Raw genomic sequence first — 25,225 nt, 5'->3', positions numbered from 1 at the left:
GTGTCCCGGCCTACAGGGCCAGGCCACCCTCTCGAGCGCCCTGGGCGACCGCAGCCACACGACCGTGGTACTGGTTACCGCCGCGGTCGAACACCACGGTGTCGACGCCGGCAGCCTTTGCGCGCTCTGCGACGAGCTCGCCGATCTTGGTCGCTTTCGCGGTCTTGTCGCCGTCCATCGCACGGAACTCGGCCTCGAGGGTCGACGCCGATGCGAGGGTCTTGCCAACCGTGTCGTCCACGATCTGCGCGACCATGTGGCGGGAGGAACGGGTCACGACCAGGCGCGGACGCGCGGGCGTACCCGAGATCTTCTTGCGCAGGCGGAAGTGGCGGCGCTTGCGCTGAACCGTCTTCCCCTTGCCTCTAATTGAGATAGCCATGGCTTACTTACCCGTCTTTCCTGCCTTGCGGCGCACCTGCTCGCCCGCGTAGCGAACGCCCTTGCCCTTGTAGGGCTCCGGCGGCCGCACCTTGCGGATGTTCGCGGCGGTCTCGCCGACCTGCTGCTTGTCGATGCCCGCGACCGCGAACTTGGTCGGACCCTCGACGGAGAACGTGATGCCCTCCGGCGGAGTGATGACGACTGGGTGCGAGAACCCGAGCGCGAACTCGAGGTCGGATCCCTTGAGCGCGACACGGTAACCCGTGCCGACGATCTCGAGCTTCTTCTCGTAACCGTTGGTGACGCCCTCGACCATGTTGGCGATGAGCGTGCGGGTCAGCCCGTGAAGAGACTTCGCGATGCGCTCGTCGTTCGGGCGCTTCACCTCGATCTCCCCTTCACCCTTGTGCACGGTGATGGGCTCGGCAACGCTCAGTGACAGGGTGCCCTTGGGGCCCTTGACCATCACCTGCGCGCCGTCAATCGTGACGTCCACTCCGGTAGGAACCGGAACGGGGTACTTGCCGATACGTGACATTGTCTCGCTCCTTCCCTTACCAGACGAACGCGACGACCTCGCCGCCGACGCCCTTCTTCTCGGCCTCGCGGTCTGTGAGCAGACCCGAGGAGGTGGACAGAATTGCCACACCCAAGCCGCCGAGAACCTTCGGCAGGTTGGTGGACTTCGCATAGACGCGGAGGCCGGGCTTGGACACGCGGCGCACGCCCGCGAGCGAACGCTCGCGGTTGGGGCCGTACTTCAGGGTGAGCGTGAGGGTCTTGCCCACCTCGGCGTCGGTGGTCTCCGAGCCAGAGATGTACCCCTGGGCCTCCAGGATCGTGGCGATGTTCGCCTTGAGCTTGGAGTGCGGCATAGACACGGTCTCGTGGTACGCCGAATTCGCATTGCGCAGACGCGTCAGCATGTCTGCGATGGGATCAGTCATCGTCATGAGTTGTGAACTCTTCCTCGCCGTGGTTTCCCCAATGGGGGGACCTGCGGCGTCGTGGATTTACCAGCTGCTCTTGGTGATGCCGGGAAGCTCACCTGCGTGAGCCATCTCCCGGAAGCACACGCGGCAGAGGCCGAACTTGCGGTACACCGAGTGCGGACGTCCGCACCTCTGGCACCGGGTATAGGCGCGTACGGCGAACTTCTGCTTGCCGGCCGCCTTGTTCTTCAGCGCAGTCTTGGCCATGTCTTACTTCTCCTTGAAAGGGAAGCCCAGCTGCTTCAGCAGCGAGCGGCCCTCGTCGTCGGCAGACGCGGTGGTGACAATGGTGATATCCATGCCGCGCACGCGGTCGATCCGGTCCTGGTCGATCTCGTGGAACATCGACTGCTCGTTCAGTCCGAACGTGTAGTTGCCGTTCCCATCGAACTGCTGGGGGCTGAGGCCCCGGAAGTCGCGGATACGCGGCAGCGCGAGCGACAGCAGGCGGTCGAGGAACTCCCACATCCGGTCGCCACGCAGAGTCACGTGGGCGCCGATGGGCTGGCCCTCACGAAGCTTGAACTGCGCGATCGACTTGCGAGCCTTCGTGACCTGAGGCTTCTGCCCCGTGATGGCCGTGAGGTCCGAGATCGCGCCGTCCATGAGCTTAGAGTCCTTGGCCGCGTCGCCCACACCCATGTTCACGACGACCTTGGTGAGACCGGCGACCTGGTTGATGTTCTCGTGGCCGAACTCCTCCTGGAGCTTGGCGATGATCTCGCTGCGGTACTTCTGCTTGAGCCGCGGCTGAGCCGTTGCAGTGCTCATTCGACGTCCTTACCCGAGCGCTTGGCGACACGCACGCGCTTGATGCGTGTGCGGCCGTCCTGCTCGACCTCCTGCGTGCGGTAACCCACACGAGTGCCCTTCTTGGTCTCCGGGTCGACGAGCATGACGTTCGAGATGTGCAAAGCAGCCTCGGTCGTCACGATGCCACCGGACTGGTTGTCGCGGCTGGTACCCGGCTTCACGTGCTTGGTGACACGCTGGACGCCCTCGACGATGATCCGATCGTTCTCGGTGTTCACCTCGAGCACGCGGCCCTGCTGGCCGCGGTCGCGCCCGGCGATGACGACCACCAGGTCGCCCTTCTTGATCTTCGCCATCAGATGACCTCCGGTGCGAGCGAGATGATCTTCATGAACTTCTTGTCGCGAAGCTCGCGGCCCACGGGCCCGAAGATGCGAGTGCCGCGCGGTTCCGCGGTCTCGCCCTTCAGGATCACGGCAGCGTTCTCGTCGAACTTGATGTACGAGCCGTCGATGCGGCGGCGCTCCTTCGCGGTGCGGACGACGACCGCCTTGACGACCTCGCCCTTCTTGACATTGCCGCCCGGGATCGCGTCCTTGACAGTGGCGACAATGGTGTCGCCGATGCCGGCGTAGCGGCGCTTGGAGCCCCCGAGCACGCGAATGACAAGGATCTCCTTGGCACCCGTGTTGTCGGCGACTCTAAGCCGCGACTCCTGCTGAATCATGTGTCTCTCCTGTCGTCTGGTTCTCGCCGGGCCTAGCCGAGCGAGCCTGGTCGAACGTTAGTTACTTGGCCTTCTCGACGATCTCGATGAGTCGCCACCGCTTGGACGCGGACAGCGGCCGGGTCTCCATGACGACCACAAGGTCGCCGATACCGGCGGTGTTGAGCTCGTCGTGCGCCTTGATGGTGCTGTTGCGGCGCAGAACCTTGCCGTAGAGGGGGTGCTTGACGCGGTCCTCCACCGACACGGTGATCGTCTTGTCCATCTTGTCGCTGACGACGTAGCCGCGGCGCGTCTTGCGATACGCGCGGTGCTCGGCCGTGGCCGTCGCGTGCTTCTTGGTCGACATTTCGTCTTTCCTTACTCGGCCGACGCCGAGGGCGCCGTCCGGATGCCGAGCTCACGCTCGCGCAGGATCGTGTAGATGCGGGCGATGTCTCGCTTGACAGCCTTGAGGCGGCCGTGGTTCTCGAGCTGGCCGGTGGCCGACTGGAAACGCAGGTTGAACAGCTCTTCCTTGGCCTTCTTGAGCTCTTCAGCGAGGCTGTCGTTCTCCATGGCGTCCAGTTCGGTCGGCATGAGGGACTTGGTACCGATAGCCATCAGATGTCACCACCCTCACGGGTCACGAAACGGGTCTTCATGGGCAGCTTGTGCTGGGCACGACGGAGCGCCTCGCGGGCGAGGCTCTCGTCGACTCCGGCGAGCTCGAACAGGATGCGTCCGGGCTTCACGTTGGCGACCCACCACTCGGGGGATCCCTTACCGGAGCCCATGCGGACCTCGGCGGGCTTCTTCGTCAGCGGGCGGTCCGGGTAGATGTTGATCCACACCTTTCCACCACGCTTGATGTGGCGGGTCATCGCAATACGAGCGGCCTCGATCTGACGGTTGGTGACGTAGGCGGGCTCGAGAGCCTGGATGCCGTAGTCGCCAAACGAGACCTCAGTGCCGCCCTTGGCAGCGCCGGACCGACCGGGGTGGTGCTGCTTGCGGTGCTTGACACGACGGGGAATGAGCATGTCTTAGCCTTCCTTCCCTGCGTCGGCCTTGGGAGCCTCAGCAGCGGCAGGCGCCTCGGCCTTGGGGGCCTCAGCGGACTGACGGGGGGGAGGACCATCACGACGGGGTCCGCGAGCATCGCGGCCACGGCCGCGCTGCGGACGAGGAGCCTTCGCCTGCTCGGCAGCCCACTCCTTCTCCGTCATGTCGCCCTTGTAAATCCACACCTTCACGCCGATCTGGCCGAACGTGGTGCGGGCCTCGAAGAAGCCATAGTCGATGTTCGCGCGCAGAGTGTGCAGCGGGACGCGGCCCTCGCGGTAGAACTCGGAACGCGACATCTCGGCGCCGCCGAGACGACCCGAGCACTGCACGCGGATGCCCTTGGCACCGGCGCGCAGCGAGGACTGGATGCCCTTGCGCATGGCACGACGGAACGCGACGCGCGAGGTGAGCTGCTCGGCAATGCCCTGAGCCACCAGCTGTGCGTCCATCTCGGCGTTCTTGACCTCGAGGATGTTGAGCTGAACCTGCTTGCCCGTGAGCTTCTCGAGGTTGCCGCGAAGCTTGTCGGCCTCCGCACCGCGGCGGCCGATCACGATGCCGGGGCGCGCGGTGTGGAGGTCCACACGCACACGCTCGCGGGTACGCTCGATCTCGACCTTGGACACACCGGCACGCTCGAGTCCCTTGGACATGAGCTTGCGGATCTTGACGTCCTCGTCCACGTAGTCGCGGTAACGCTCACCGGTCTTCGTGGAGTCAGCGAACCAACGCGAGCGGTGGTCGGTGGTGATTCCCAGGCGGTAGCCGTGAGGATTGATCTTCTGACCCATTACTTGGCCCCTTCCTTCACGGCACCCGTGCGGGTGGCCACGGTCACGGACATGTGGCTCGTGCGCTTGAGAATGCGGTTGGCACGCCCCTGAGCGCGCGGGCGAATGCGCTTCATCGTCGGGCCCTCGTCGACCGTGATCGCAGTGATCACGAGCTCGGACTCGTCGAAGCGCTCCCCTGCGGCCTCGGCCTTGACGCGGGCATTGGCTACGGCCGAGGCGACGAGCTTGCGCACGTCCTCCGCGGCTGCCTGCGGCTGAAACCGCAGCGTGGAGATCGCCTCGACGGCGTTCTTGCCACGAACCAGGTCCACGACACGGCGAGCCTTCTGGGCGGTCACGCGAACGTATCGCGTCTGCGCCTTGGCTTCCATCTTAAACTCCTCTTACCTTCGCTCGGGCCGCGTTAGCGGCGGCCCTTGCGGTCGTCCTTCACGTGGCCCCTGAACGTGCGCGTCGGAGCGAATTCACCGAGCTTGTGCCCGACCATCGCCTCAGTCACGAACACGGGAACGTGCTTGCGACCGTCGTGCACTGCAAAGGTGTGTCCCAGGAAATCCGGGGTGATCACGCTACGGCGCGACCAGGTCTTGATGACGTTCTTCGTTCCCGCATCGTTCTGGGCGTCCACCTTCTTCTGCAGGTGGTCGTCGACGAAGGGGCCCTTCTTCAGACTGCGTGGCATAAGTCAGGCTCCTTAACGCTTGTTCTTGCCAGTACGACGGCGGCGGACGATGAGCTTGTCGGACTCCTTGCCCGGGGTACGCGTGCGCCCCTCGGACTTGCCCCATGGCGAGACCGGGTGCCGACCACCGGAGGTCTTGCCCTCACCGCCACCGTGCGGGTGGTCGACCGGGTTCATGACGACACCGCGAACGGTCGGGCGCTTGCCCTTCCAGCGGTTGCGGCCTGCCTTGCCCCAGTTGATGTTGGACTGCTCGGCGTTGCCCACCTCGCCGACGGTCGCGCGGCAGCGCGAGTCGACGTGGCGAATCTCGCCCGAGGGCATACGCAGCTGAGCGAAGCGACCCTCCTTGGCAACGAGCTGCACCGATGCGCCCGCGGAGCGAGCGATCTTGGCGCCACCGCCCGGCTTGAGCTCGATCGCGTGCACGACCGTACCCACCGGGATGTTGCGCAGCGGCAGGTTGTTGCCGGGCTTGATGTCAGCATCGACCCCCGCCTCGACAGCGGCGCCCTGCGAGAGGCGGTCGGGCGCGATGATGTAGCGCTTCTCGCCGTCCGCGTAGTGAAGCAGCGCGATGCGTGCGGTGCGGTTGGGGTCGTACTCGATGTGCGCGACGGTTGCGGGCACGCCGTCCTTGTCGTGGCGACGGAAGTCGATCACGCGGTAGGCACGCTTGTGGCCCCCACCCTGGTGACGGGTCGTGATGCGACCGGTGTTGTTCCGGCCACCCTTCTTGTGCAGCGGACGCGTCAGCGACTTCTCCGGCTGCGAACGGGTGACCTCGGCGAAGTCGGCAACAGACGAGCCACGGCGGCCCGGCGTTGTCGGCTTGTACTTGCGAATAGCCATGTCGTTTCCTGTTCCTTGCCTAGCCCACGTGGCCGGAGAAGACGTCGAGTGCGTCGCCCTCGCCCACGGTGACGATCGCGCGCTTGACATCCTTGCGCTTGCCCATGCCGAAGCGTGTGCGGCGCGTCTTGCCCTTGCGGTTGATGGTGTTCACGGAGACGACCTTCACGCCGAAGATCTGCTGGACCGCGATCTTGATCTCGGTCTTGTTGGCGCGAGGGTCGACCTCGAAGGTGTACTTGCCCGCATCCATGAGCGAGTAGCTCTTTTCCGACACGATGGGTCGGATCAGGATGTCGCGGGGGTTCTTGTTGAGCGTAGTCACGTCAGTTCTCCTTACGCCTCGGACTCGGTGGCGACTGCGGTCGCCGACTTGCCCTTGGCCGGGCCCGCGAGGAACGTCTCGAGGGATCCCGACGTGAAGACGATGTCGTCGCTCACGAGCACGTCGTAGGTGTTGAGCTGGTCAACAGCGAGCAGGTGAATGCCGGCCGCGTTGCGCAGCGACTTCCACGACACCTCATCGGCCCGCTCCAGCACGACCAGGGCGCTGCGGCCCGACGTCGCATTGGCGATGGCCGCGAGAGCGGTCTTGGTCGACGGCGCGTCCCCGGTCACGACGCTCTTCAGCACGTGAACGCGGCCCGCGCGAGCGCGGTCCGAGAGGGCACCGCGCAGTGCGGCTGCCTTCATCTTCTTGGGGGTGCGCTGCGAGTAGTCGCGCGGCTGCGGGCCGTGCACGATTCCACCGCCGGCGAACTGCGGGGCCCGGATCGAGCCCTGACGAGCGCGGCCGGTGCCCTTCTGGGCGTGGGGCTTGCGGCCACCACCCGAGACTTCGCCTCGGGTCTTGGTGGAGTGCGTCCCCTGGCGGGCGGCGGCACGCTGAGCGACCACCACCTGGTGGATCAGCGGGACGTTGGTGACGACATCGAACACCTCGGCGGGAAGCTCGGCGGTGCCGGCCTTCTTGCCTGCGGCGTCGACGACGTCGACGGTCTGGGTCTCAGCCATGGTGTCACGCACCCTTCGCTGCGGAGCGGATCAGCACGACGCCGCCCTTGTTGCCAGGAACAGCGCCCTTGAGGAGCAGCAGGCCCTTGTCGGCGTCGATCGAGTGGACGGTGAGGTTCTGGACCGTCTTGCGGTCGTTACCCATGCGGCCGGCCATCTTGAGGCCGCGGAAGACGCGCGAAGGCGTCGAAGCGCCTCCGATCGATCCAGCCTTGCGGTGATTGCGGTGAGCACCGTGGGAAGCTCCGACGCCGTGGAAGCCGTGACGCTTCATCACACCGGCGGTGCCCTTGCCCTTGGTGGTGCCGGTGACGTCGACCTTCTGGCCGGCCTCGAACACCTCTGCGCTGAGCTCCTGGCCCAGCGAGAAGTCGGCGGCGTCTGCGGTGCGAACCTCGGCCACGTGGCGGCGCGGCGTGACGCCGGCGGCCTCGAAGTGGCCCTTGAGGGGGTCGGTCACGCGGCGAGGGTCAACGGTGCCGAAGGCGAGCTGGACGGCTTCGTAGCCGTCCCTTGCCGCGCTACGCACCTGGGTCACGACGTTGGTGTCTACCTGGACGACGGTCACGGGCACGATACGGCCCTCGTCATCCCACACCTGCGTCATGCCCAGCTTCGTACCAAGCAGCGCACGCGTGGTGCGCTGGGCATTGGAAGTCGTGGGGGTCATGATGCTTATGTCCTTAACGGTTGCTTAAAGCTTGATCTCGATGTTGACGTCCGCCGGCAGGTCGAGACGCATGAGCGAGTCGACGGCCTTGGGCGTCGGGTCCACGATGTCGATGAGGCGCTTGTGGGTGCGCATCTCGAAGTGCTCGCGGGAGTCCTTGTACTTGTGAGGAGAACGGATCACACAGAACACGTTCTTCTCCGTCGGGAGCGGCACGGGGCCGACAACCGAGGCGCCGGCGCGCGTGACCGTCTCGACGATCTTTCGCGCCGAGGAGTCAATGACCTCGTGGTCATAGCTCTTCAGCCGAATGCGGATCTTCTGTCCCGCCATCGCGTGGTTCTGCCTTATCTCTCGTACGTCTGTGGTCTCCCACCCTCCGACCCCCGCGCTCGGGCGTGTCGCATATCTGCGACGCACTGGCGCGCTTCTCGATCTAACGAGTCGTCGTGGGTGAGTGTGCGGTCGCCCGCAATGGGCAACCTGAATAGTGTGCCAGATAACGGCCTTCAAAGCCAACCGGGACCTGACGACCCGATGTGCGAGGCGGGCGAACCCGCACCCGCATCGGGCCTCTCACGCGGATGCGGGGCCTGGCGACATGAGCCAGGCCCCGCATCCGGGGCGTGAGGATGTGCTACTTGGTGATCTTGGTGACGGTGCCTGAACCCACCGTGCGGCCGCCCTCGCGGATCGCGAAGCCCTGACCCTCCTCGAGGGCGATCGGCTGAATCAGCTCGACCGACATCTCGGTGGTGTCGCCGGGCATGACCATGTCGGTGCCCTCGGGCAGCGTGATCACGCCGGTCACATCCGTGGTGCGGATGTAGAACTGCGGGCGGTAGTTCGTGTAGAAGGGGTTGTGGCGCCCACCCTCGTCCTTGTTGAGGATGTAGACCTTGCCCTCGAAGTTCGTGTGCGGCGTGGTGGTGCCGGGGGCAACCACGACCTGACCGCGCTCGACGTCCTCACGCTTGGTGCCACGAAGCAGCAGGCCACAGTTCTCGCCGGCCCACGCCTCATCCATCTGCTTGTGGAACATCTCGATACCCGTGACCGTGGTCTTCTGCGGCTCACGGATGCCGAGGATCTCGACGTCCGAGTTGATCTTCAGCTTGCCGCGCTCCACCTTGCCGGTGACGACGGTGCCGCGACCGGTGATCGTGAAGACGTCCTCCACGGGCATCAGGAACGGCTTGTCCATGTCGCGCTCGGGCTCGGGGACGTTCTCGTCCACGGCCTCCATGAGGTCAGCAACGGACTTCGCCCACTTCTCGTCGCCCTCGAGCGCCTTGAGCGCCGAGACCTTGACCACGGGAGCGTTGTCGCCGTCGAAGCCCTGAGCGGACAGCAGCTCGCGGACCTCCATCTCGACGAGGTCAAGGATCTCCTCGTCGTCGACCATGTCGGACTTGTTCAGCGCGACGAGCAGGTAAGGCACGCCCACCTGCTTCGCGAGCAGCACGTGCTCACGCGTCTGCGCCATCGGGCCGTCGGTCGCCGCGACCACGAGGATCGCGCCGTCCATCTGCGCGGCACCGGTGATCATGTTCTTGATGTAGTCAGCGTGACCGGGAGCGTCGACGTGCGCGTAGTGGCGCGAGGTGGTCTCGTACTCGATGTGCGAGATGTTGATCGTGATGCCGCGCTCGCGCTCCTCCGGGGCCTTGTCGATGTCCTCGAAAGGCGTGAAGGGGTTGAGGTCGGGGTACTGGTCGTGCAGCACCTTCGAGATCGCGGCAGTCAGCGTGGTCTTACCGTGGTCGACGTGACCGATGGTGCCGATGTTGACGTGCGGCTTGTTCCGCTCGAACTTGGCCTTAGCCATGAGGGGTTCCTCCTGATTTTTGAGACTCGGGTAAAGATACTAGTCCGTATGGCCGGATGTAGGCCATTCGGGGCTTCATCACTACTGGTCGTGGTTCTTACCTAGGTTTTCAACCGGTGGGACTACTCGCCCCGGGTCTTCGCGATGATCTCCTCGGCCACTGCCTTGGGGACCTCCGCGTAGCTGTCGAACGACATCGAATACACTGCGCGGCCCGACGTCTTGGAACGCAGATCGCCGACGTAGCCGAACATCTCGGACAACGGCACAAGAGCGTCGATGACCTTCACGCCTGCGGCGTCGCTCATGTGTCGGATCTGGCCGCGGCGCGAGTTGATGTCGCCGATGACGTCACCCATGTACTCCTCGGGCGTACGGACCTCGACGGCCATCGTCGGCTCGAGCAGAACGGGCTTCGCCAGCCTCGAGGCCTCCTTGAAGGCCATCGAGCCGGCGATCTTGAACGCCATCTCGGACGAGTCGACGTCGTGGTACTGACCGTCGAGCAGCGTCGCGCGGACACCCACGACCGGGTATCCGGCCTGGATGCCCAGCTGCATCGCAGCCTGCATGCCGGCGTCGACCGACGGGATGTACTCGCGCGGGATGCGTCCACCGGTGACGGCGTTCTTGAACTCGTACTGGACCTCGGACTCGGCCTCGAGCGGCTCGATCGAGATCTGCACCTTCGCGAACTGGCCGGAGCCACCCGTCTGCTTCTTGTGCGTGTAATCGTACTTGTCGACCTTCTTGCGGATGGTCTCGCGGTACGCGACCTGCGGCTTGCCGACGTTGGCGTCGACCTTGAACTCTCGCCTCATACGGTCCACGAGGATGTCGAGGTGAAGCTCGCCCATGCCGCCGATGACGGTCTGGCCGGTCTCGTCGTCCAGGCGAACGCGGAAGGTGGGGTCCTCCTCGGCGAGCTTCTGGATGGCGAGCGACAGCTTCTCCTGGTCACCCTTGGTCTTGGGCTCGATCGCCACGTCGATGACGGGCTCGGGGAACGTCATGGACTCGAGGACGACCTGGTGCTCCGGGTTGCACAGCGTGTCACCCGTGGTCGTGTCCTTGAGGCCGATCACCGCGTAGATGTGACCCGCGTGGATCGTCTCGACGGGGTTCTCCTTGTTGGCGTGCATCTGGAAGAGCTTCCCGATGCGCTCCTTCTTGCCCTTGGTCGAGTTCATGATCTGCGCGCCGTTCTCGAGGTGACCCGAGTACACGCGCACGTAGGTGAGGCGACCGAAGAACGGGTGCGAGACGACCTTGAACGCGAGAGCCGCAAAAGGCTCGGTCGCGTCGGCGTGACGCTCGACGATCTTCTCCGGGTCCTTGACGTCGTGGCCCTGAATGGCGGGGACGTCGAAGGGGGCCGGCAGGTAGTCGATGACGGCGTCGAGCATCGGCTGCACGCCGCGGTTCTTGAAAGCCGAGCCACACAGCACCGGGTAGATCTGCGAAGAGATCGTGAGCTTGCGGATCGCAGCCTTGATCTCCGCGAGCGTGATCTCCTCGCCACTGAGGTACTTCTCGGTGAGTTCGTCGTTGGATTCCGCGACGGTCTCGAGCAGGGCGGCACGGTACTCGTTGGCCTTCTCCACCATGTCGGCGGGGATCTCCGTGGTCTCGTACGTGGCACCCATCGTTACGTCGCCCTTGGAGTCGCCGGGCCACACCTTGGCGTTCATCTCGACCAGGTCGACGATGCCGACGAAGTCGTTCTCAGCGCCGATGGGCAGCTGGATGACCAGCGGCTTGGCGCCGAGGCGCTTGATGATGGTGTCGACGGTGAAGTAGAAGTCCGCACCGAGCTTGTCCATCTTGTTGACGAAGCAGATGCGGGGCACGTCGTACTTGTCGGCCTGACGCCACACGGTCTCCGACTGGGGCTCCACGCCCTCCTTGCCGTCGAACACCGCGACCGCGCCATCGAGGACGCGCAGCGAGCGCTCGACCTCGACGGTGAAGTCCACGTGACCAGGGGTGTCAATGATGTTGATCTGGTTGTTGTCCCAGAAGCACGTGACCGCGGCGGACGTGATGGTGATGCCGCGCTCCTGCTCCTGCTCCATCCAGTCAGTCGTCGAGGCGCCGTCGTGGGTCTCGCCGATCTTGTAGTTGACACCCGTGTAGAACAGGATGCGCTCGGTCGTAGTGGTCTTGCCGGCATCGATGTGAGCCATGATGCCGATGTTGCGGACCTTGGTCAGGTCCGTGAGCACGTCCTGTGCCACGTGGTTCTCCTAGAGTCTTGGGATCCCGTCGAACGAGGCAGCGACTACCAGCGGTAGTGCGCGAACGCCTTGTTCGACTCGGCCATCTTGTGCATGTCCTCGCGACGCTTCACCGCGGCGCCAAGGCCGTTCGATGCGTCGAGGATCTCGTTCATGAGGCGCTCCGTCATGGTCTTCTCGCGGCGAGCGCGTGAGAAGTCGACGAGCCAGCGCAGGGCGAGCGTGGTCGAACGAACCGGTCGCACGTCGACGGGCACCTGGTAGGTGGCACCACCGACGCGGCGGCTGCGAACCTCGAGCGCGGGGCGGATGTTCTCCAGCGCGCGCTTGAGCACGACGACCGGATCCTGGCCCGACTTCTCGCCGACGCCCGCGAGGGCACCGTAGACAATCGCCTCGGCGGTCGACTTCTTGCCGTCGAGCAGCACCTTGTTGATGAGCTGGGTGACGACGATCGCGCCGTGCACCGGGTCGTTGATGATGGGCCGCTTAGGGGCCGGTCCCTTACGAGGCATTACTTCTTCTCCCTCTTCGCGCCGTAACGGCTGCGAGCCTGCTGACGGCCCTTCACGCCTTGCGTGTCGAGCGAGCCGCGGACAATCTTGTAGCGCACACCCGGGAGGTCCTTCACACGACCGCCACGCACGAGCACGATCGAGTGCTCCTGCAAGTTGTGGCCCTCTCCGGGGATGTACGCGGTGACCTCGATACCCGTGGACAGGCGCACGCGTGCCACCTTCCGCAGAGCCGAGTTCGGCTTCTTGGGCGTCGTCGTATAGACACGGGTGCACACGCCGCGCCGCTGAGGGCTTGACTTGAGCGCCGGCGTCTTGGTCTTGCTGGCCTTGGGGTGCCGGCCTTTCCTGACCAGCTGCTGAATCGTAGGCACTACATCTCCGTTTGATCGTGTGTTGCTGAAACCTGCGGGGTCCGACCCCCGCGCCCGGGCGTGTCGCACCATTTGGTGAAAACGCCCCTATAGGGCGCGCGTGAGGGCCCGACGGCGCGGGCACGAGTATCTACGATACCCGTGACCCGCGACGTCGTCAAAGCGGGGCAGGCGCGCCCCACGGCCAACGGGTGTCACTCGCGAGGGAAGTCGAACTCTTCGAGGCGCACGGCCTCTCCCGTTCCTTCGCTGAAGTACTGGCCGTCCCACTCTTCGTAGCCGAAGGTCGGGAACAGGTTGGACTTCGCCTCCTCGGTGGGCTCCACCGTCGCGGTAGCGTAATTCTGCAGTCCGGTACCAGCGGGGATGAGCTTTCCGAGAATGACGTTCTCCTTCAAGCCGACCAACGGGTCGGACTTGCCGGACATCGCAGCCTCGGTGAGGACGCGAGTGGTCTCCTGGAACGAGGCCGCGGACAGCCACGACTCGGTCGCAAGCGACGCCTTGGTGATGCCCATCAGCTCGGGACGAGCCGATGCCGGCTTGCCTCCGCTCGTGACGGTCTGACGGTTGGCGTTCTCGAACCGCGAACGCTCGACGAGCTCACCGGGGAGCAGCGGAGCCTCACCGGCCTCGAGGACCGTGACGCGCCGCAGCATCTGCCGCACGATGACCTCGATGTGCTTGTCGTGGATCTCCACACCCTGCGAGCGGTACACGCTCTGCACCTCGTCCACCAGGTGCTTCTGTGTGGCGCGGGGGCCGAGGATGCGCAGTACGCTCTTCGGGTCCACCGCACCAGCCACCAGCTGCTGGCCGACCTCGACGTGCTCGCCATCCTGCACGAGCAGACGCGAACGCTTGGACACGGTGTACTCGAAGGGCTCGTCACCGTTGTCGGGCGTGACCACCAGGCGGCGCATGGCCTCCGAGTCATCCACCTTGAGACGGCCGGGCACCTCGGAGATCGGGGCCTCACCCTTGGGGGTGCGCGCCTCGAAGAGCTCCTGGACACGTGGCAGACCCTGCGTGATGTCATCCGCCGATGCCACACCACCGGTGTGGAACGTGCGCATGGTCAGCTGGGTACCGGGCTCGCCGATGGACTGCGCGGCAACAATACCGACCGCCTCGCCGATGTCCACGAGCTCTCGGGTCGCGAGCGAACGGCCGTAGCACTTGGCGCACGTGCCGACGGCAGACTCGCAGGTCAGGACCGAGCGGACCTTGACCTCCTCGATGCCCTCACCGATCAACGCATCGATCAGCACGTCGCCGATGTCGGCGCCCGCTGTTCCGATGACGTTGCCCTTGGCGTCCGCGACGTCCGTCGCGAGCGTACGGGCGAAGACCGACGTCTCCACACGCTCGTGCTTGACCACCTCACCGTCGGCAGTGCGCTCGACGATAGGCATGGTCAGGCCTCGCTCGGTGCCGCAGTCGCCTTCGCGGACGATGACGTCCTGCGACACGTCCACGAGACGACGGGTCAGATAGCCCGAGTCCGCCGTGCGCAGCGCCGTGTCAGCCAAGCCCTTACGGGCACCGTGCGTCGCGATGAAGTACTCGAGGACGGACAGTCCCTCGCGGTAGTTCGACTTGATCGGACGGGGGATGATCTCGCCCTTGGGGTTCGCCACCAGGCCGCGCATACCGGCGATCTGACGGACCTGCATCCAGTTGCCTCGCGCCCCCGACGTCACCATGGTGTGCACGGTGTTGTACTTCGGGAACGACTCACGCATGGACCGGTCGACCTCGTTGGTCGCCTGCGTCCAGATCTCGATGAGCTCCTGACGGCGCTCGTCATCGGTGATCAGACCTGTCTCGTACTGGACCTGGACCTTGACGGCCTGGCCCTCGTAGCGCTCCAGGATCTCCTGCTTGTTGGCAGGAGTGGCCACGTCACCGATGCCGATGGTGACGCCCGAGCGAGTCGCCCAGTGGAAGCCCGCGTCCTTCAGAGCGTCCAGCGAGGCAGCGACCTCGACCTTCTCGTAGCGCTCGGCAAGCTCGTTGACGAGGTTGCCCAGCACCTTCTTGTCAACATTGCGGTTGACGTACGGGAAGGAGATCGGAAGCAGCTCATTGAACAGCGCGCGGCCCAGGGTGGTGGTGAGAGTGAACGGCACACCCGCCACCTGGTCCGATGCCAGCTCGTGGCCCGCGGGGGGAACCGTGTCGCCGTCGACGCGCAGCAGGATCTCGGCGCTCAGCGAGAGATCCCCTGCATCGAACGCCATCCGCGCCTCGGACGTCGACGAGAACGCGAGGCCCTCGCCCTTCGCCTCTGGCTTGTGGAGCGTCATGTGGTACAGACCGATGATCATGTCCTGCGAAGGCATGGTCACGGGACGGCCGTCCGACGGCTTGAGGATGTTGTTGCTCGACAGCATCAGCACGCGTGCCTCCGCCTGCGCCTCGGCGCTCAGCGGCAGGTGCACGGCCATCTGGTCACCGTCGAAGTCGGCGTTGAACGCGCCGCAGACGAGCGGGTGCAGGTGAATGGCCTTGCCCTCCACGAGCTGAGGCTCGAACGCCTGGATGCCCAGACGGTGCAGCGTCGGCGCGCGGTTCAGCAGCACGGGGTGCTCGGTGATGACCTCCTCGAGCACGTCCCAGACCTCGGAACGGCTGCGCTCGACCATGCGCTTGGCAGACTTGATGTTCTGCGCGTGGTTGAGCTCGACGAGGCGCTTCATCACGAAGGGCTTGAACAGTTCGAGAGCCATCTGCTTGGGAAGACCGCACTGGTGCAGCTTCAGCTGCGGGCCGACGACGATGACCGAACGGCCCGAGTAGTCGACTCGCTTGCCCAGCAGGTTCTGGCGGAAGCGTCCCTGCTTGCCCTTCAGCATGTCGGAGATCGACTTCAGCGGGCGGTTGCCAGGTCCAGTGACCGGGCGTCCACGGCGACCGTTGTCGAACAGTGCGTCCACAGCTTCCTGCAGCATGCGCTTCTCGTTGTTCACGATGATCTCGGGCGCGCCGAGGTCGAGCAGCCGCTTGAGGCGGTTGTTGCGGTTGATGACCCGGCGGTAGAGGTCGTTCAGGTCGGAGGTCGCGAAGCGGCCGCCGTCCAGCTGCACCATGGGTCGCAGGTCCGGGGGGATCACCGGAACGGCGTCGAGCACCATGCCCGTGGGGGCGTTGGTGGTCGTGAGGAACGCGCTGACCACCTTGAGGCGCTTGAGCGCCCGCGTCTTGCGCTGCCCCTTGCCGTTGGCGATGATGTCGCGCAGGTGGAGGGCCTCGGCGTCGAGGTCGAAGGTCTCGAGGCGCTTCTGGATCGCCTCGGCACCCATCGAGCCCTTGAAGTACACGCCATAGCGGCGCGACAGCTCGCGGTAGAGGAGCTCGTCGCCCTCGAGGTCCTGGACCTTGAGGTTCACGAACCGGTCGAACACGGCATCGAGACGCTCGATCTCGGCGTCCGCGCGCTTCCGCAGGTTCGCCATCTCGCGCTCTGCGCCATCCTTGACCTTGCGCTTGGCGTCAGCCTTCGCGCCCTCGGCCTCAAGCTCGCCCAGGTCCTTCTCGAGCTTCTCGGCGCGGTTGTTGATGTCCACGTCGCGCTGGTTTGCGATCTGCTTCTTCTCCGCCTCGATCTCGTTGCGGAGCTTGGGCAGGTCCTCGTGACGACCGTCCTCGTCGACCTCGGTCACCATGTAGGCGGCGAAGTAGATGACCTTCTCAAGGTCCTTGGGAGCCAAGTCGAGCAGGTACCCGAGGCGCGATGGGACGCCCTTGAAGTACCAGATGTGGGTCACGGGCGCGGCGAGCTCGATGTGGCCCATCCGCTCGCGGCGCACGCGAGACCGGGTGACCTCCACGCCGCAGCGCTCGCAGACGATGCCGCGGTAGCGGACACGCTTGTACTTGCCGCAGCCGCACTCCCAGTCACGGGTAGGGCCGAAGATCTTCTCGCAGAAGAGTCCGTCCTTCTCCGGCTTCAGGGTGCGGTAGTTGATGGTCTCCGGCTTCTTGACCTCACCATGGGACCACGTGCGGATGTCCTCCGCCGTGGCCAGGCCGATGCGGAGGTTGCCGAACTCATTGACGTCGAGCACAGTCACTTCCTTTGCTTAAATCTCGTCGACGCTGGAAGCGTCCGGGCGGCTGGAGAGGGAGATGCCGAGCGACTCGGCGGCCTGGTATGCGTCGTCCTCGGACTCACGCATCTCGACGACGTGGCCCTCGGAGTTGAGGACCTCGACGTTCAGGCACAGCGACTGCATCTCCTTCATCAGCACCCTGAAGGACTCGGGAAGACCCGGGTCCGGGATATTCTGGCCCTTCACGATGGCCTCGTACACCTTCACGCGGCCCACCACGTCGTCAGACTTGATGGTCAGCAGCTCCTGCAGGGCGTAGGCGGCGCCATAGGCCTCCAGGGCCCAGACCTCCATCTCGCCGAACCGCTGGCCGCCGAACTGGGCTTTTCCGCCGAGCGGCTGCTGCGTGATCATCGAGTACGGACCCGTGGAGCGCGCGTGGATCTTGTCGTCGACAAGGTGGTGGAGCTTCAGGATGTACTTGTAGCCCACCGCGACCGGCTCCGGGAAGGGTTCCCCGGAGCGTCCGTCGAACAGCCGCGCCTTGCCGTCGTTGTCGACCAGGCGGTTGCCGTCCTTGTTCGGGTTGATCACCGAGCGGAGGTTGAGCAGCGTCTCCTCCGCGAGGCCATCGAACACCGGAGTCGCGACCGGGGTGCCCGGCTCGGACTTCTCGGCGCCCTTGGGCAGCTTCTTCTTCCATTCGGCGTCGACGCCGGTGGCGTCCCAGCCGTGCTTGGCCACCCAGCCCGTGTGGGTCTCGAGCACCTGGCCGACGTTCATGCGGCCGGGCACGCCGAGCGGGTTCAGGATGATGTCGACCGGGGTGCCGTCCTCCAGGAACGGCATGTCCTCGATCGGCAGGATCGTAGAGATGACGCCCTTGTTGCCGTGGCGTCCGGCGAGCTTGTCGCCCTCCTGGATCTTGCGCCGCTGCGCGATGTACACGCGGACCAGCTCATTGACGCCGGCAGGAAGGTCGTCGCCCTCGTCCTCGGTGAAGACACGGACACCGATGACGGTGCCGGACTCGCCGTGGGGAACCTTCAGCGAGGTGTCGCGCACCTCGCGCGCCTTCTCACCGAAGATCGCGCGGAGCAAGCGCTCCTCGGGGGTGAGCTCGGTCTCGCCCTTGGGCGTGACCTTGCCGACGAGCACGTCTCCCGCGCGGACCTCGGCACCGATGCGGATGATCCCGCGCTCGTCGAGATCGGCGAGCACCTCCTCGGAGGCGTTGGGGATGTCGCGCGTGATTTCCTCGGGGCCCAACTTGGTGTCGCGAGCATCGACCTCGTGCTCCTCGATGTGAATCGAGGACAGGACGTCGTCCTCCACGAGGCGCTGCGACAGGATGATCGCGTCCTCGTAGTTGTGGCCTTCCCAGCACATGAACGCGACGAGCAGGTTGCGGCCAAGCGCGAGCTCGCCGTTGTCCGTGGACGGACCGTCGGCGATGACTGAGCCGTCGACCAGCACGTCGCCCTCGCTCACGAGGACTCGCTGGTTGTAGCTCGTGCCCTGGTTGGAGCGCTCGAACTTGGCGATCCGGTAGGAGCCCACCGTGCCGTCGTCGTTCGCGACGGTGACCAGGCCTGCGCTCACCTCGGTGACCACGCCCGGCTTGGTCGCCACGACCACGTCGCCGGCATCGATCGCCGCGCGGCGCTCCATGCCGGTGCCGACCAGCGGCGACTCGGAACGGACCAGCGGCACGGCCTGGCGCTGCATGTTCGCGCCCATCAGGGCGCGGTTGGCGTCATCGTGCTCGAGGAACGGGATCAGGGCAGTCGCCACCGACACCATCTGGCGCGGCGAGACGTCCATGTAGTCCACGGCGTCACGCGGGACGAACTCGACCTCGCCGCCCTTCGAGCGGACGAGCACGCGCTCCTCGGCGAACGAGTTATCGTCGCCGAGCTGCGCGTTCGCCTGCGCGATGACGTAGCGGTCCTCGTCGTCTGCCGTCAGGTAGTCGACCTTGTCCGTGACCTTGCCCTTGAGCACCTTGCGGTACGGGGTCTCCACGAAACCGAGCGGGTTCACGCGGCCGTAGGTCGCGAGCGCACCGATCAGGCCGATGTTCGGGCCTTCAGGCGTCTCGATGGGGCACATGCGGCCGTAGTGCGACGGGTGAACGTCACGGACCTCCATGCCGGCGCGGTCGCGGGACAGACCGCCGGGGCCGAGCGCCGACAGGCGGCGCTTGTTGGTGAGGCCGGCCAGCGGGTTGTTCTGGTCCATGAACTGCGACAGCTGCGAGGTGCCGAAGAACTCGCGGATCGCCGCGACCACCGGGCGCGTGTTGATCAGAGTCTGCGGCGTGATCGCCTCGACGTCCTGGGTCGTCATGCGCTCACGCACCACCCGTTCCATCCGGGACAGGCCCGTACGGATCTGGTTCTGCACGAGCTCGCCCACGGCGCGAATGCGGCGGTTGCCGAAGTGGTCGATGTCATCGGTCTCGACCTCGACCTCGGCGGCGTGACCGGGGAAGGTCTGCTGGCCGGAGTGCGCGGCGGCGATGTACTTCACGGTCGCGATGATGTCGTCGACGGTGAGCGTGGACTCGCCCAGGGGCTTGCCGACCTTGAGCTTCTTGTTCAGCTTGAAGCGACCGACCTTCGCGAGGTCGTAGCGCTTGGGGTTGAAGTAGAAGTTGTCGAGCAGGTTCTGACCGGCCTCGACGGTGGGCGGCTCGCCCGGTCGCAGCTTGCGGTACAGGTCGACGAGGGCGTCCTCCTGCGAGTGGACCGTGTCCTTCTCGAGGGTCTCGAGGATCGCGGGGTAGTCCTTGAACTCATCCGCGATCGTCTCGTCGGTCATGCCGAGCGCCTTGAGGAAGAGCGTCACGGGCTGCTTGCGCTTGCGGTCGACACGGACGCCCACGGCGTCGCGCTTGTCGATCTCGAACTCGAGCCATGCGCCGCGCGACGGGATGACCTTCGCGGTGTAGATGTCCTTGTCGGACGTCTTGTCGGCGGTGCGCTCGAAGTACACGCCGGGCGATCGCACCAACTGGGAGACGACCACGCGCTCGGTGCCGTTCACGATGAAGGTGCCCTTGGGGGTCATGAGCGGGAAGTCGCCCATGAACACGGTCTGCGACTTGATCTCGCCGGTCGTGTTGTTCATGAACTCCGCCGTGACGAACAACTGGGCGGCGTAGGTGAAGTCCTTCTCCTTGCACTCCTCAGGAGAGTGTCGCGGCTCCTCGAAGTACGGGTCGGAGAAGCTCAGCGACATCGTCTGGCCGAAGTCCTCGATCGGGGAAATCTCTTCGAAGATCTCCTGCAGTCCCGCGATCTCGGGGACGTCGTCGCGTCCCTCGCTCTTCGCAGTCTCCACGCGTCCCTGCCAGGTCGCGTTGCCGACGAGCCAGTCAAAGCTCTCGGTCTGGATGCCGAGGAGGTTGGGGACCTCTATTGGCTCGGAGATCTGCGCGAAGGAGATTCGCGGTGATGCGGAACGGTTGGCGATGGCAGTTGCCGAAGGGGTGCGCGAGGCAGCCAAGGGCGGGTCCTTCCCTCTTTGTAGCGTGCGTGTCGCGAGTCCTCAGCCACTGCTCCACCGGATCCCGGGGCCAAGCCGCGTATCTGCGGAGGCGCGCCGGGTAGGCATATGAGGGCAGGGCGATAGACAGCGCAAATCAAGAGACTACCTTGCGCCACCCAATATGTCCACTCGGGACCTGCCCGCCATGCGACACGCCGTAACTGCACCCGATCGTGACCAGGGTAGGGCCACACCGGCCGGAACGCTACTCGCCCGGCTGCAGCGCCGCGCTGATCTGATCGTGCAGCGCCGGTGCCAGAGTGCGGGCATAGGTCGCCCCCACGTGATGACCGTCCGGACGGTAGGCCACGATGCCGCCGACCACCGCAGGACACTCGTCCGCCGTGCAGTAGTGGTCCGTGAGGTCGAGCGCGGTGGCGTGGGGGACACGGTCAGCCGCGTCCTGGGCAAGGTCGGGATACACCGCAACGTCGCGAGGGACCCCGCACTCTCCCGCTCTCGCGGGGCCCGCGTTCTCGAGGCAGGCGACGAACTCGGGGCCGATGCGCGGGTTGTCCACGAGCGCCAGCACCGGCACGCCGGGCGCGACAGATCGCCAAGCCTGCGCCAACCCCTCGATCTCGGCCTCGAGCATGCTCTCGGGAAGATCCGGCGGCTGGCGCCGGGTGACAAGCACGGCGTCGTAGTCGCTCGCGTCCGCGACCGCCTCGAGGGCCTCCTCGCGCCATGACTCGCAGCCCTCACGGAAGTCGGTGCCCACCCTGCCCAGTCCCCGCGTCGTCAGGTAGCAGCCGGCTCGGCCGGCGAGGTCGAACTGCCATCCGGCCGTCTCGGCGATGCGCTCGTAGGTGGGGATGAGGGCGTTCGAGTGAGAGTCGCCGAGCACCAGGACGCGCCGTCCCTCGGGAGCAGCGTTGCCGATGGTGCATTGCGAGAACTCGCTGCCGGTGAGACCAGTCCAGCACGCCGGCCGGTTGGCGTCGTCCTCCTCGAGGTCCGCGAGTGCGGGAACGAACGCATCGACCGTCTCGCCCCCGCACTGCTCGGGCCTGGCCAGCGCCGCCGCGCCGGCGCAGTCGATCTCCTCGCGCGCCAGCTCCGATCGGGCATCGGCCGCCATCTCCCGATCGCGCTGCGCCTGCGCATCCACGACTGTGAGGCCGATCCCGACGATCGCGGCGACGGCGGCCATGCCCGCGATCGACCAGGCGGCGACGACGCGCGGCGCCCTCCCTGCCAGCAGGCGTGATGAGAAGCGCACGGGCTCCTCCACCCACAACGTGGACACGGAAGCCAATGCGATGGTCGCGGCGCCGATCGCGATCTTGGTCCAGGCATCCAGCGGGCTCGCTGTAGCCAGCGGAACGAGCACGATGAGCGGCCAGTGCCACAGGTATATCGAGTACGAGGTGCGGCCTAGATGGGACACCGGTCCCCACTGACCCACCCGCCCCACGACGGTGCCGGAGCCGGCGACGAGCACCAGTGCCGTGCCCACCACGGGCAGCAGCGCGTGGTAGCCGGGGAACGGCGTCGCAGAGTCGAAGGTGACGGCGGCCGCGACGATCATGGCGATCCCCAGCACTGCGACCCAGGCGCGCCCCCTGAAGCGCGGGAGCGCGATCGCGACCAGTGCGCCGAGTCCGAACTCCCACAGTCGCGTGAACGTCGAGAAGTAAGCAGCGGGCGAGGCGGCCGAGAGCCACAGCCCGTACGCGAACGACGCTGCCACGGCAGCGCCGATGACTGCCACCACCACGCGTCTGCGCGAGGCGCGCAGGCGCGCGGCCACCGCAAGAGCGCCGACCATGAGCAGCGGCAGGATCACGTAGAACTGCTCCTCCACCGAGAGCGTCCAGTAGTGCTGTACCGCCGAGGCGGCCTGTCCGGCTCCGAGGTAGTCCACGGACTGCGCGGACAGGTACCAGTTCTCGACGTAGAGCGTGGCGGCGAGCACCTCGGTCAGATTCCCCGTGGCTGCGGATCGCGGCACCAGCCAGATGGTCCCGGCGGCCGCGACCGCCAGCACGAGCAGCGCGGGCGGCAGCAGCCGGCGCGCACGCCTGGCCCAGAACTGCGCGAGCGCGATGCGCCCCGTGGCGGCGGCCTCGCGCCACAGGTGAGACGTGATCAGGAAGCCGCTGATGACGAAGAACACGTCGACGCCGACGTAGCCGCCCGTCAGACGCTGGGGCCACAGGTGGTAGAGCACGACGAGGCCGACCGCCAGCGCGCGCAGCGCTTGGAGGTCGGGGCGGAACCAGTCGGTGGCCACCCGATTCGGTACGGTGAGGGGCACAGCCGTCACATCTGCGGCTGTGCCGTCAGTTCGGGGCACGCGCAACATTGTCACATGCACGAACGTGACAAATCGCCGCATAGGCGGCCAGTCCGCCAGGCACGCAGAAGGCCGGGCCGCCCCGAAGGGCGACCCGGCCTCGCGTGACGGGGGGTCGTGCTACTTGAGCTCGACGGTGGCGCCGGCAGCCTCGAGCTGCTCCTTTGCCTTCTCCGCGTCTTCCTTCTTGACGCCCTCGAGGACGGCCTTGGGGGCCTCGTCCACGACAGCCTTGGCCTCGCCGAGTCCGAGCGACGTGAGCGCGCGCACCTCCTTGATGACCTGGATCTTCTTGTCGCCAACGGCGGCGAGGATGACGTCGAACTCGGTCTGCTCCTCGACGGCCTCGGCGGCGTCGCCACCGGCAGCGGCGGGCGCGGCAGCGGCGGCCGGTGCGGCGGCGGTGACGTCGAAGGTGTCCTCGAACGCCTTCACGAACTCGGACAGCTCGATGAGCGAGAGCTCCTTGAACTGCTCGATGAGCTCCTCAGTGGAGAGCTTAGCCATGGTGATTCCTTACTGTTGGGTCTGCGTCAGCAGCGGGTTGCTTGTGGGGGGAACGTGGCGTTACGCCGCGTCTTCCTGCTTGGCACGCAGGGCGTCGACAGCACGCGCCGCCTGAGCGAGCGGTGCCTGGAACAGGTATGCAGCGCCGAAGAGCGTCGCCTTCATGGCACCCGCTGCCTTGGCGAGCAGCACCTCGCGGGACTCGAGGTCCGCGAGCTGGTTGATCTCCTCGGCAGTCAGGACGTTGCCATCGAGCACGCCGCCCTTGATGACGAGCGAGTCGTTCTTCTTGCTGAACTCCTTCAGGCCCTTTGCAGCCTCCACCGGGTCACCGGTGACGAATGCAATGGCCGTGGGACCGACGAAGAGGTCATCGAGACCCTCGACACCGGCATCCTTGGCCGCGAGCGCCGTCAGAGTGTTCTTCGCGACACGGTAGGTCGCGGCACCGCTGAGCGTGCGGCGCAGCTCGGCGAGCTGCGGGACCGACAGGCCGCGGTACTCGGTGATTACGACAGCGTTGGAATCGCGGAAACGGTTCGCGATCTCCTCGACTGCCGCCACCTTGTCTGGCGTCGCCATAGTTGTCCTTCCTTAGTGTGACCGTCGACGCCTCCTTGCGGAGACGGCCCACCCCGGACAGCAAAAGAGCCCCGCCGCAGGCGGGGCCAGCGTGCATCTGTCTCGCATGGACCAGGCGGCCAGGGGCCGCCCGTCAATGCGCACTCGTGCACGCTCGTCTCACCTACGCTGGACTCCGCTGACGCGGAGCTTCGGTCGTTCCTGGCAAGCCAGGGCCGACAACCGGCGGTCTTGGGCCCGACAAGACTACGGGACGCGGAGGGGGTCACGCAACCACGCGGCCGATGCGCGGGTCAGCGGCACGTCCGCGTCACCTGGGCATGCGGCGGCGGGCACGGCTGCGGGGGGTCGAACGCACGAACCGCCACGCCCCTCGCGCTCCTCCGAGCCGGGCGCGGTGCCGTGCCGCGAAGACCAGCTTGCCCGCGATCGCAAGGTGGCCGAAGACCCGGTCGAGCACGGCTGCTCTCGCATCGGCATCCTCGGGCGTGCCCCACCGCGAACCCGAGCTCTCCACGGGGTGAGCCGCGACGACCTCGGGGATCGCGCGTGCCGACAGACCTGCCCGCAGCGCATCGGCGATGAAGATGTACTCGTCGCCCAGGTAGCGCTCGACGCCCGCGCCGAAGCCTTCGTCGAACCACACGCCGGACTGGCGGGTTCGGGTCACGTCCACCACCATCTCGTAAGTAGCGGCCTTGCCGGAGTTGTACAGCGTGAGCGGCTCTTCGCGGGCCGGGTAGCGCTTGCGCAGATTCCCTTCCGAGTCGACAGCGCGCGCCATGGCCACCGCGAGGCCCTCCTCCTGCATCCGGTCGACGACCGCGCACACACCCTCGAAGTCGACGGTCACGTCGTCGTCGCTGAACAGCACGTAGCGCGTGCGCGCGTGGCGCAGCACCTCGTTGCGGCTGCGGGCGACGCCGACCGACTCGAGCACGACTGTGCGGGCACCCTCGCTCTCAAGCCGCGCGAGCTCACGGCCCAGCCCGGGGTCAGAGTCCCCGCCGCCCGTCTGGATCACGACCACCACGTCCGCCCGGGCCCACCACTGCGCGGGCTCGATCGCGCCTACGCGGTGCGACAGCGTCGAGTAGCCGACAGTCAGATCGCGTGCCTGAACATGGTCGCGGTGCATCCGGCCGGCCTCCTGTGGTGGTCGCGCACGAATGTGCGAGCCTTCGCTCAAGGTACCAAGCCGCGCTCGGGTGACGACCGCGTCGGCCGAATGCTGCGCTGCCCGCAGACGCGAGAAGGCCCGACTCCTCAGGGGGGTGAGGAGCCGGGCCCGGTGCTGCGCGCCTGCCCGGTTGGGGCCGCTGCGCAGCACTCGCTCTCGTACGCGCGGCCCGGGATCGCCG

Annotated in this window: 28 protein-coding genes; all 28 read right to left on the bottom strand. The window is 66.2% G+C overall.

Annotated elements, in window-relative coordinates; all coding sequences use genetic code 11:
* Positions 1-10 precede the first annotated feature (10 nt).
* Complete coding sequence (gene rplR, locus ACNI3K_RS04240) at positions 11-382, bottom strand: 50S ribosomal protein L18 (RefSeq protein WP_419390600.1); 372 nt, start codon at positions 380-382, stop codon at positions 11-13.
* A gap of 3 nt (positions 383-385) precedes the next feature.
* Positions 386-922: a 50S ribosomal protein L6 gene (gene rplF, locus ACNI3K_RS04235; protein ID WP_419390599.1), complete on the bottom strand. Its 537-nt coding sequence runs from the start codon at positions 920-922 to the stop codon at positions 386-388.
* 16 nt (positions 923-938) lie between these two features.
* Entirely contained in the window at positions 939-1,337 is a 399-nt protein-coding gene (gene rpsH / locus ACNI3K_RS04230; RefSeq protein ID WP_419390598.1) for a 30S ribosomal protein S8, read from the bottom strand.
* Positions 1,338-1,397: 60 nt separating this feature from the next.
* Entirely contained in the window at positions 1,398-1,583 is a 186-nt protein-coding gene (locus ACNI3K_RS04225) for a type Z 30S ribosomal protein S14 (RefSeq protein ID WP_061960963.1), read from the bottom strand.
* A gap of 3 nt (positions 1,584-1,586) precedes the next feature.
* Positions 1,587-2,147, bottom strand: a complete 561-nt coding sequence (rplE, locus tag ACNI3K_RS04220; RefSeq protein WP_419390597.1) for a 50S ribosomal protein L5 — start codon at positions 2,145-2,147, stop codon at positions 1,587-1,589.
* Complete coding sequence (gene rplX, locus ACNI3K_RS04215) at positions 2,144-2,485, bottom strand: 50S ribosomal protein L24 (protein WP_419390596.1); 342 nt, start codon at positions 2,483-2,485, stop codon at positions 2,144-2,146. Before rplX ends, rplE begins: the two co-directional genes overlap by 4 nt.
* The gene (gene rplN, locus ACNI3K_RS04210; protein WP_419390595.1) at positions 2,485-2,856 is read right to left on the bottom strand and encodes a 50S ribosomal protein L14; all 372 of its coding nucleotides are present in this window, start codon (positions 2,854-2,856) and stop codon (positions 2,485-2,487) included. The genes rplX and rplN overlap by 1 nt, the downstream gene beginning before the upstream one ends.
* 61 nt (positions 2,857-2,917) lie before the next feature.
* Entirely contained in the window at positions 2,918-3,205 is a 288-nt protein-coding gene (gene rpsQ / locus ACNI3K_RS04205; RefSeq protein ID WP_419390594.1) for a 30S ribosomal protein S17, read from the bottom strand.
* A gap of 11 nt (positions 3,206-3,216) precedes the next feature.
* Positions 3,217-3,459 (bottom strand): 50S ribosomal protein L29, encoded by a 243-nt coding sequence (gene rpmC / locus ACNI3K_RS04200; RefSeq protein ID WP_419390593.1) that lies wholly within the window; start codon positions 3,457-3,459, stop codon positions 3,217-3,219.
* A complete protein-coding gene (rplP, locus tag ACNI3K_RS04195) occupies positions 3,459-3,878 on the bottom strand; it encodes a 50S ribosomal protein L16 (RefSeq protein ID WP_419390592.1) in 420 nt (139 codons plus the stop codon). Before rplP ends, rpmC begins: the two co-directional genes overlap by 1 nt.
* Positions 3,879-3,881: 3 nt before the next feature.
* Entirely contained in the window at positions 3,882-4,694 is an 813-nt protein-coding gene (gene rpsC / locus ACNI3K_RS04190; RefSeq protein ID WP_419390591.1) for a 30S ribosomal protein S3, read from the bottom strand.
* Positions 4,694-5,068 (bottom strand): 50S ribosomal protein L22, encoded by a 375-nt coding sequence (gene rplV / locus ACNI3K_RS04185; RefSeq protein WP_419390590.1) that lies wholly within the window; start codon positions 5,066-5,068, stop codon positions 4,694-4,696. Before rplV ends, rpsC begins: the two co-directional genes overlap by 1 nt.
* A 32-nt stretch (positions 5,069-5,100) precedes the next feature.
* Entirely contained in the window at positions 5,101-5,379 is a 279-nt protein-coding gene (rpsS, locus tag ACNI3K_RS04180; protein WP_419390589.1) for a 30S ribosomal protein S19, read from the bottom strand.
* 12 nt (positions 5,380-5,391) lie between these two features.
* Complete coding sequence (gene rplB, locus ACNI3K_RS04175; RefSeq protein WP_419390588.1) at positions 5,392-6,231, bottom strand: 50S ribosomal protein L2; 840 nt, start codon at positions 6,229-6,231, stop codon at positions 5,392-5,394.
* Positions 6,232-6,250: 19 nt separating this feature from the next.
* On the bottom strand, positions 6,251-6,556 hold the full coding sequence (rplW, locus tag ACNI3K_RS04170; protein ID WP_419390587.1) for a 50S ribosomal protein L23: 306 nt from the start codon (positions 6,554-6,556) through the stop codon (positions 6,251-6,253).
* 11 nt (positions 6,557-6,567) lie between these two features.
* Complete coding sequence (rplD, locus tag ACNI3K_RS04165) at positions 6,568-7,245, bottom strand: 50S ribosomal protein L4 (protein ID WP_419390586.1); 678 nt, start codon at positions 7,243-7,245, stop codon at positions 6,568-6,570.
* A 4-nt stretch (positions 7,246-7,249) separates the two neighbouring features.
* Positions 7,250-7,915 carry a 50S ribosomal protein L3 gene (gene rplC, locus ACNI3K_RS04160; RefSeq protein ID WP_419390585.1) on the bottom strand — a complete coding sequence of 222 codons (666 nt, stop codon included), beginning with the start codon at positions 7,913-7,915 and terminating at the stop codon, positions 7,250-7,252.
* Between the two features lie 24 nt (positions 7,916-7,939).
* Positions 7,940-8,248, bottom strand: coding sequence for a 30S ribosomal protein S10 (rpsJ, locus tag ACNI3K_RS04155; protein WP_042213186.1), 309 nt, complete (start codon positions 8,246-8,248; stop codon positions 7,940-7,942).
* Positions 8,249-8,552: 304 nt separating this feature from the next.
* Positions 8,553-9,743, bottom strand: a complete 1,191-nt coding sequence (gene tuf, locus ACNI3K_RS04150; protein WP_419390584.1) for an elongation factor Tu — start codon at positions 9,741-9,743, stop codon at positions 8,553-8,555.
* Between the two features lie 122 nt (positions 9,744-9,865).
* A complete protein-coding gene (gene fusA, locus ACNI3K_RS04145) occupies positions 9,866-11,980 on the bottom strand; it encodes an elongation factor G (RefSeq protein ID WP_419390583.1) in 2,115 nt (704 codons plus the stop codon).
* A gap of 44 nt (positions 11,981-12,024) precedes the next feature.
* A complete protein-coding gene (rpsG, locus tag ACNI3K_RS04140) occupies positions 12,025-12,495 on the bottom strand; it encodes a 30S ribosomal protein S7 (RefSeq protein ID WP_419390582.1) in 471 nt (156 codons plus the stop codon).
* Positions 12,495-12,869 carry a 30S ribosomal protein S12 gene (rpsL, locus tag ACNI3K_RS04135; RefSeq protein ID WP_062131472.1) on the bottom strand — a complete coding sequence of 125 codons (375 nt, stop codon included), beginning with the start codon at positions 12,867-12,869 and terminating at the stop codon, positions 12,495-12,497. Before rpsL ends, rpsG begins: the two co-directional genes overlap by 1 nt.
* 194 nt (positions 12,870-13,063) lie before the next feature.
* A complete protein-coding gene (locus ACNI3K_RS04130) occupies positions 13,064-16,939 on the bottom strand; it encodes a DNA-directed RNA polymerase subunit beta' (protein ID WP_419390581.1) in 3,876 nt (1,291 codons plus the stop codon).
* A gap of 15 nt (positions 16,940-16,954) precedes the next feature.
* A complete protein-coding gene (rpoB, locus tag ACNI3K_RS04125; protein ID WP_419390580.1) occupies positions 16,955-20,434 on the bottom strand; it encodes a DNA-directed RNA polymerase subunit beta in 3,480 nt (1,159 codons plus the stop codon).
* Between the two features lie 247 nt (positions 20,435-20,681).
* The gene (locus ACNI3K_RS04120) at positions 20,682-22,775 is read right to left on the bottom strand and encodes an acyltransferase family protein (protein ID WP_419390579.1); all 2,094 of its coding nucleotides are present in this window, start codon (positions 22,773-22,775) and stop codon (positions 20,682-20,684) included.
* A 120-nt stretch (positions 22,776-22,895) separates the two neighbouring features.
* Positions 22,896-23,282 carry a 50S ribosomal protein L7/L12 gene (rplL, locus tag ACNI3K_RS04115; RefSeq protein ID WP_419390578.1) on the bottom strand — a complete coding sequence of 129 codons (387 nt, stop codon included), beginning with the start codon at positions 23,280-23,282 and terminating at the stop codon, positions 22,896-22,898.
* 60 nt (positions 23,283-23,342) lie between these two features.
* Positions 23,343-23,864 (bottom strand): 50S ribosomal protein L10, encoded by a 522-nt coding sequence (gene rplJ, locus ACNI3K_RS04110; RefSeq protein ID WP_419390577.1) that lies wholly within the window; start codon positions 23,862-23,864, stop codon positions 23,343-23,345.
* Positions 23,865-24,174: 310 nt separating this feature from the next.
* Positions 24,175-25,002, bottom strand: coding sequence for a glycosyltransferase (locus ACNI3K_RS04105; RefSeq protein WP_419390576.1), 828 nt, complete (start codon positions 25,000-25,002; stop codon positions 24,175-24,177).
* Positions 25,003-25,225 lie beyond the last annotated feature (223 nt).

It is taken from the genome of Demequina ureilytica (assembly GCF_048553575.1).
In the GTDB taxonomy this organism is placed as follows: domain Bacteria; phylum Actinomycetota; class Actinomycetes; order Actinomycetales; family Demequinaceae; genus Demequina.
The sequence above is the reverse complement of the archived record's forward strand: the minus strand, read 5'-3'. Positions and strand labels throughout refer to the sequence as shown.

What these genes read in the sequence shown, in the direction of transcription:
- rpsJ (WP_042213186.1), bottom strand. Translation starts at nt 8,248, where the DNA reads ATGGCGGGACAGAAGATCCGCATTCGGCTGAAGAGCTATGACCACGAG.
- rplC (WP_419390585.1), bottom strand. Translation starts at nt 7,915, where the DNA reads ATGACCCCCACGACTTCCAATGCCCAGCGCACCACGCGTGCGCTGCTT.
- rplL (WP_419390578.1), bottom strand. Translation starts at nt 23,282, where the DNA reads ATGGCTAAGCTCTCCACTGAGGAGCTCATCGAGCAGTTCAAGGAGCTC.
- rpsC (WP_419390591.1), bottom strand. Translation starts at nt 4,694, where the DNA reads ATGGGTCAGAAGATCAATCCTCACGGCTACCGCCTGGGAATCACCACC.
- tuf (WP_419390584.1), bottom strand. Translation starts at nt 9,743, where the DNA reads ATGGCTAAGGCCAAGTTCGAGCGGAACAAGCCGCACGTCAACATCGGC.
- rpsS (WP_419390589.1), bottom strand. Translation starts at nt 5,379, where the DNA reads ATGCCACGCAGTCTGAAGAAGGGCCCCTTCGTCGACGACCACCTGCAG.
- rplX (WP_419390596.1), bottom strand. Translation starts at nt 2,485, where the DNA reads ATGGCGAAGATCAAGAAGGGCGACCTGGTGGTCGTCATCGCCGGGCGC.
- rplV (WP_419390590.1), bottom strand. Translation starts at nt 5,068, where the DNA reads ATGGAAGCCAAGGCGCAGACGCGATACGTTCGCGTGACCGCCCAGAAG.
- rpsH (WP_419390598.1), bottom strand. Translation starts at nt 1,337, where the DNA reads ATGACGATGACTGATCCCATCGCAGACATGCTGACGCGTCTGCGCAAT.
- ACNI3K_RS04225 (WP_061960963.1), bottom strand. Translation starts at nt 1,583, where the DNA reads ATGGCCAAGACTGCGCTGAAGAACAAGGCGGCCGGCAAGCAGAAGTTC.
- rplF (WP_419390599.1), bottom strand. Translation starts at nt 922, where the DNA reads ATGTCACGTATCGGCAAGTACCCCGTTCCGGTTCCTACCGGAGTGGAC.
- rplR (WP_419390600.1), bottom strand. Translation starts at nt 382, where the DNA reads ATGGCTATCTCAATTAGAGGCAAGGGGAAGACGGTTCAGCGCAAGCGC.
- rplJ (WP_419390577.1), bottom strand. Translation starts at nt 23,864, where the DNA reads ATGGCGACGCCAGACAAGGTGGCGGCAGTCGAGGAGATCGCGAACCGT.
- rplE (WP_419390597.1), bottom strand. Translation starts at nt 2,147, where the DNA reads ATGAGCACTGCAACGGCTCAGCCGCGGCTCAAGCAGAAGTACCGCAGC.
- rpmC (WP_419390593.1), bottom strand. Translation starts at nt 3,459, where the DNA reads ATGGCTATCGGTACCAAGTCCCTCATGCCGACCGAACTGGACGCCATG.
- rplP (WP_419390592.1), bottom strand. Translation starts at nt 3,878, where the DNA reads ATGCTCATTCCCCGTCGTGTCAAGCACCGCAAGCAGCACCACCCCGGT.
- rplN (WP_419390595.1), bottom strand. Translation starts at nt 2,856, where the DNA reads ATGATTCAGCAGGAGTCGCGGCTTAGAGTCGCCGACAACACGGGTGCC.
- ACNI3K_RS04105 (WP_419390576.1), bottom strand. Translation starts at nt 25,002, where the DNA reads ATGCACCGCGACCATGTTCAGGCACGCGATCTGACTGTCGGCTACTCG.
- rpsQ (WP_419390594.1), bottom strand. Translation starts at nt 3,205, where the DNA reads ATGTCGACCAAGAAGCACGCGACGGCCACGGCCGAGCACCGCGCGTAT.
- rplD (WP_419390586.1), bottom strand. Translation starts at nt 7,245, where the DNA reads ATGGCTGAGACCCAGACCGTCGACGTCGTCGACGCCGCAGGCAAGAAG.
- rplB (WP_419390588.1), bottom strand. Translation starts at nt 6,231, where the DNA reads ATGGCTATTCGCAAGTACAAGCCGACAACGCCGGGCCGCCGTGGCTCG.
- rpsG (WP_419390582.1), bottom strand. Translation starts at nt 12,495, where the DNA reads ATGCCTCGTAAGGGACCGGCCCCTAAGCGGCCCATCATCAACGACCCG.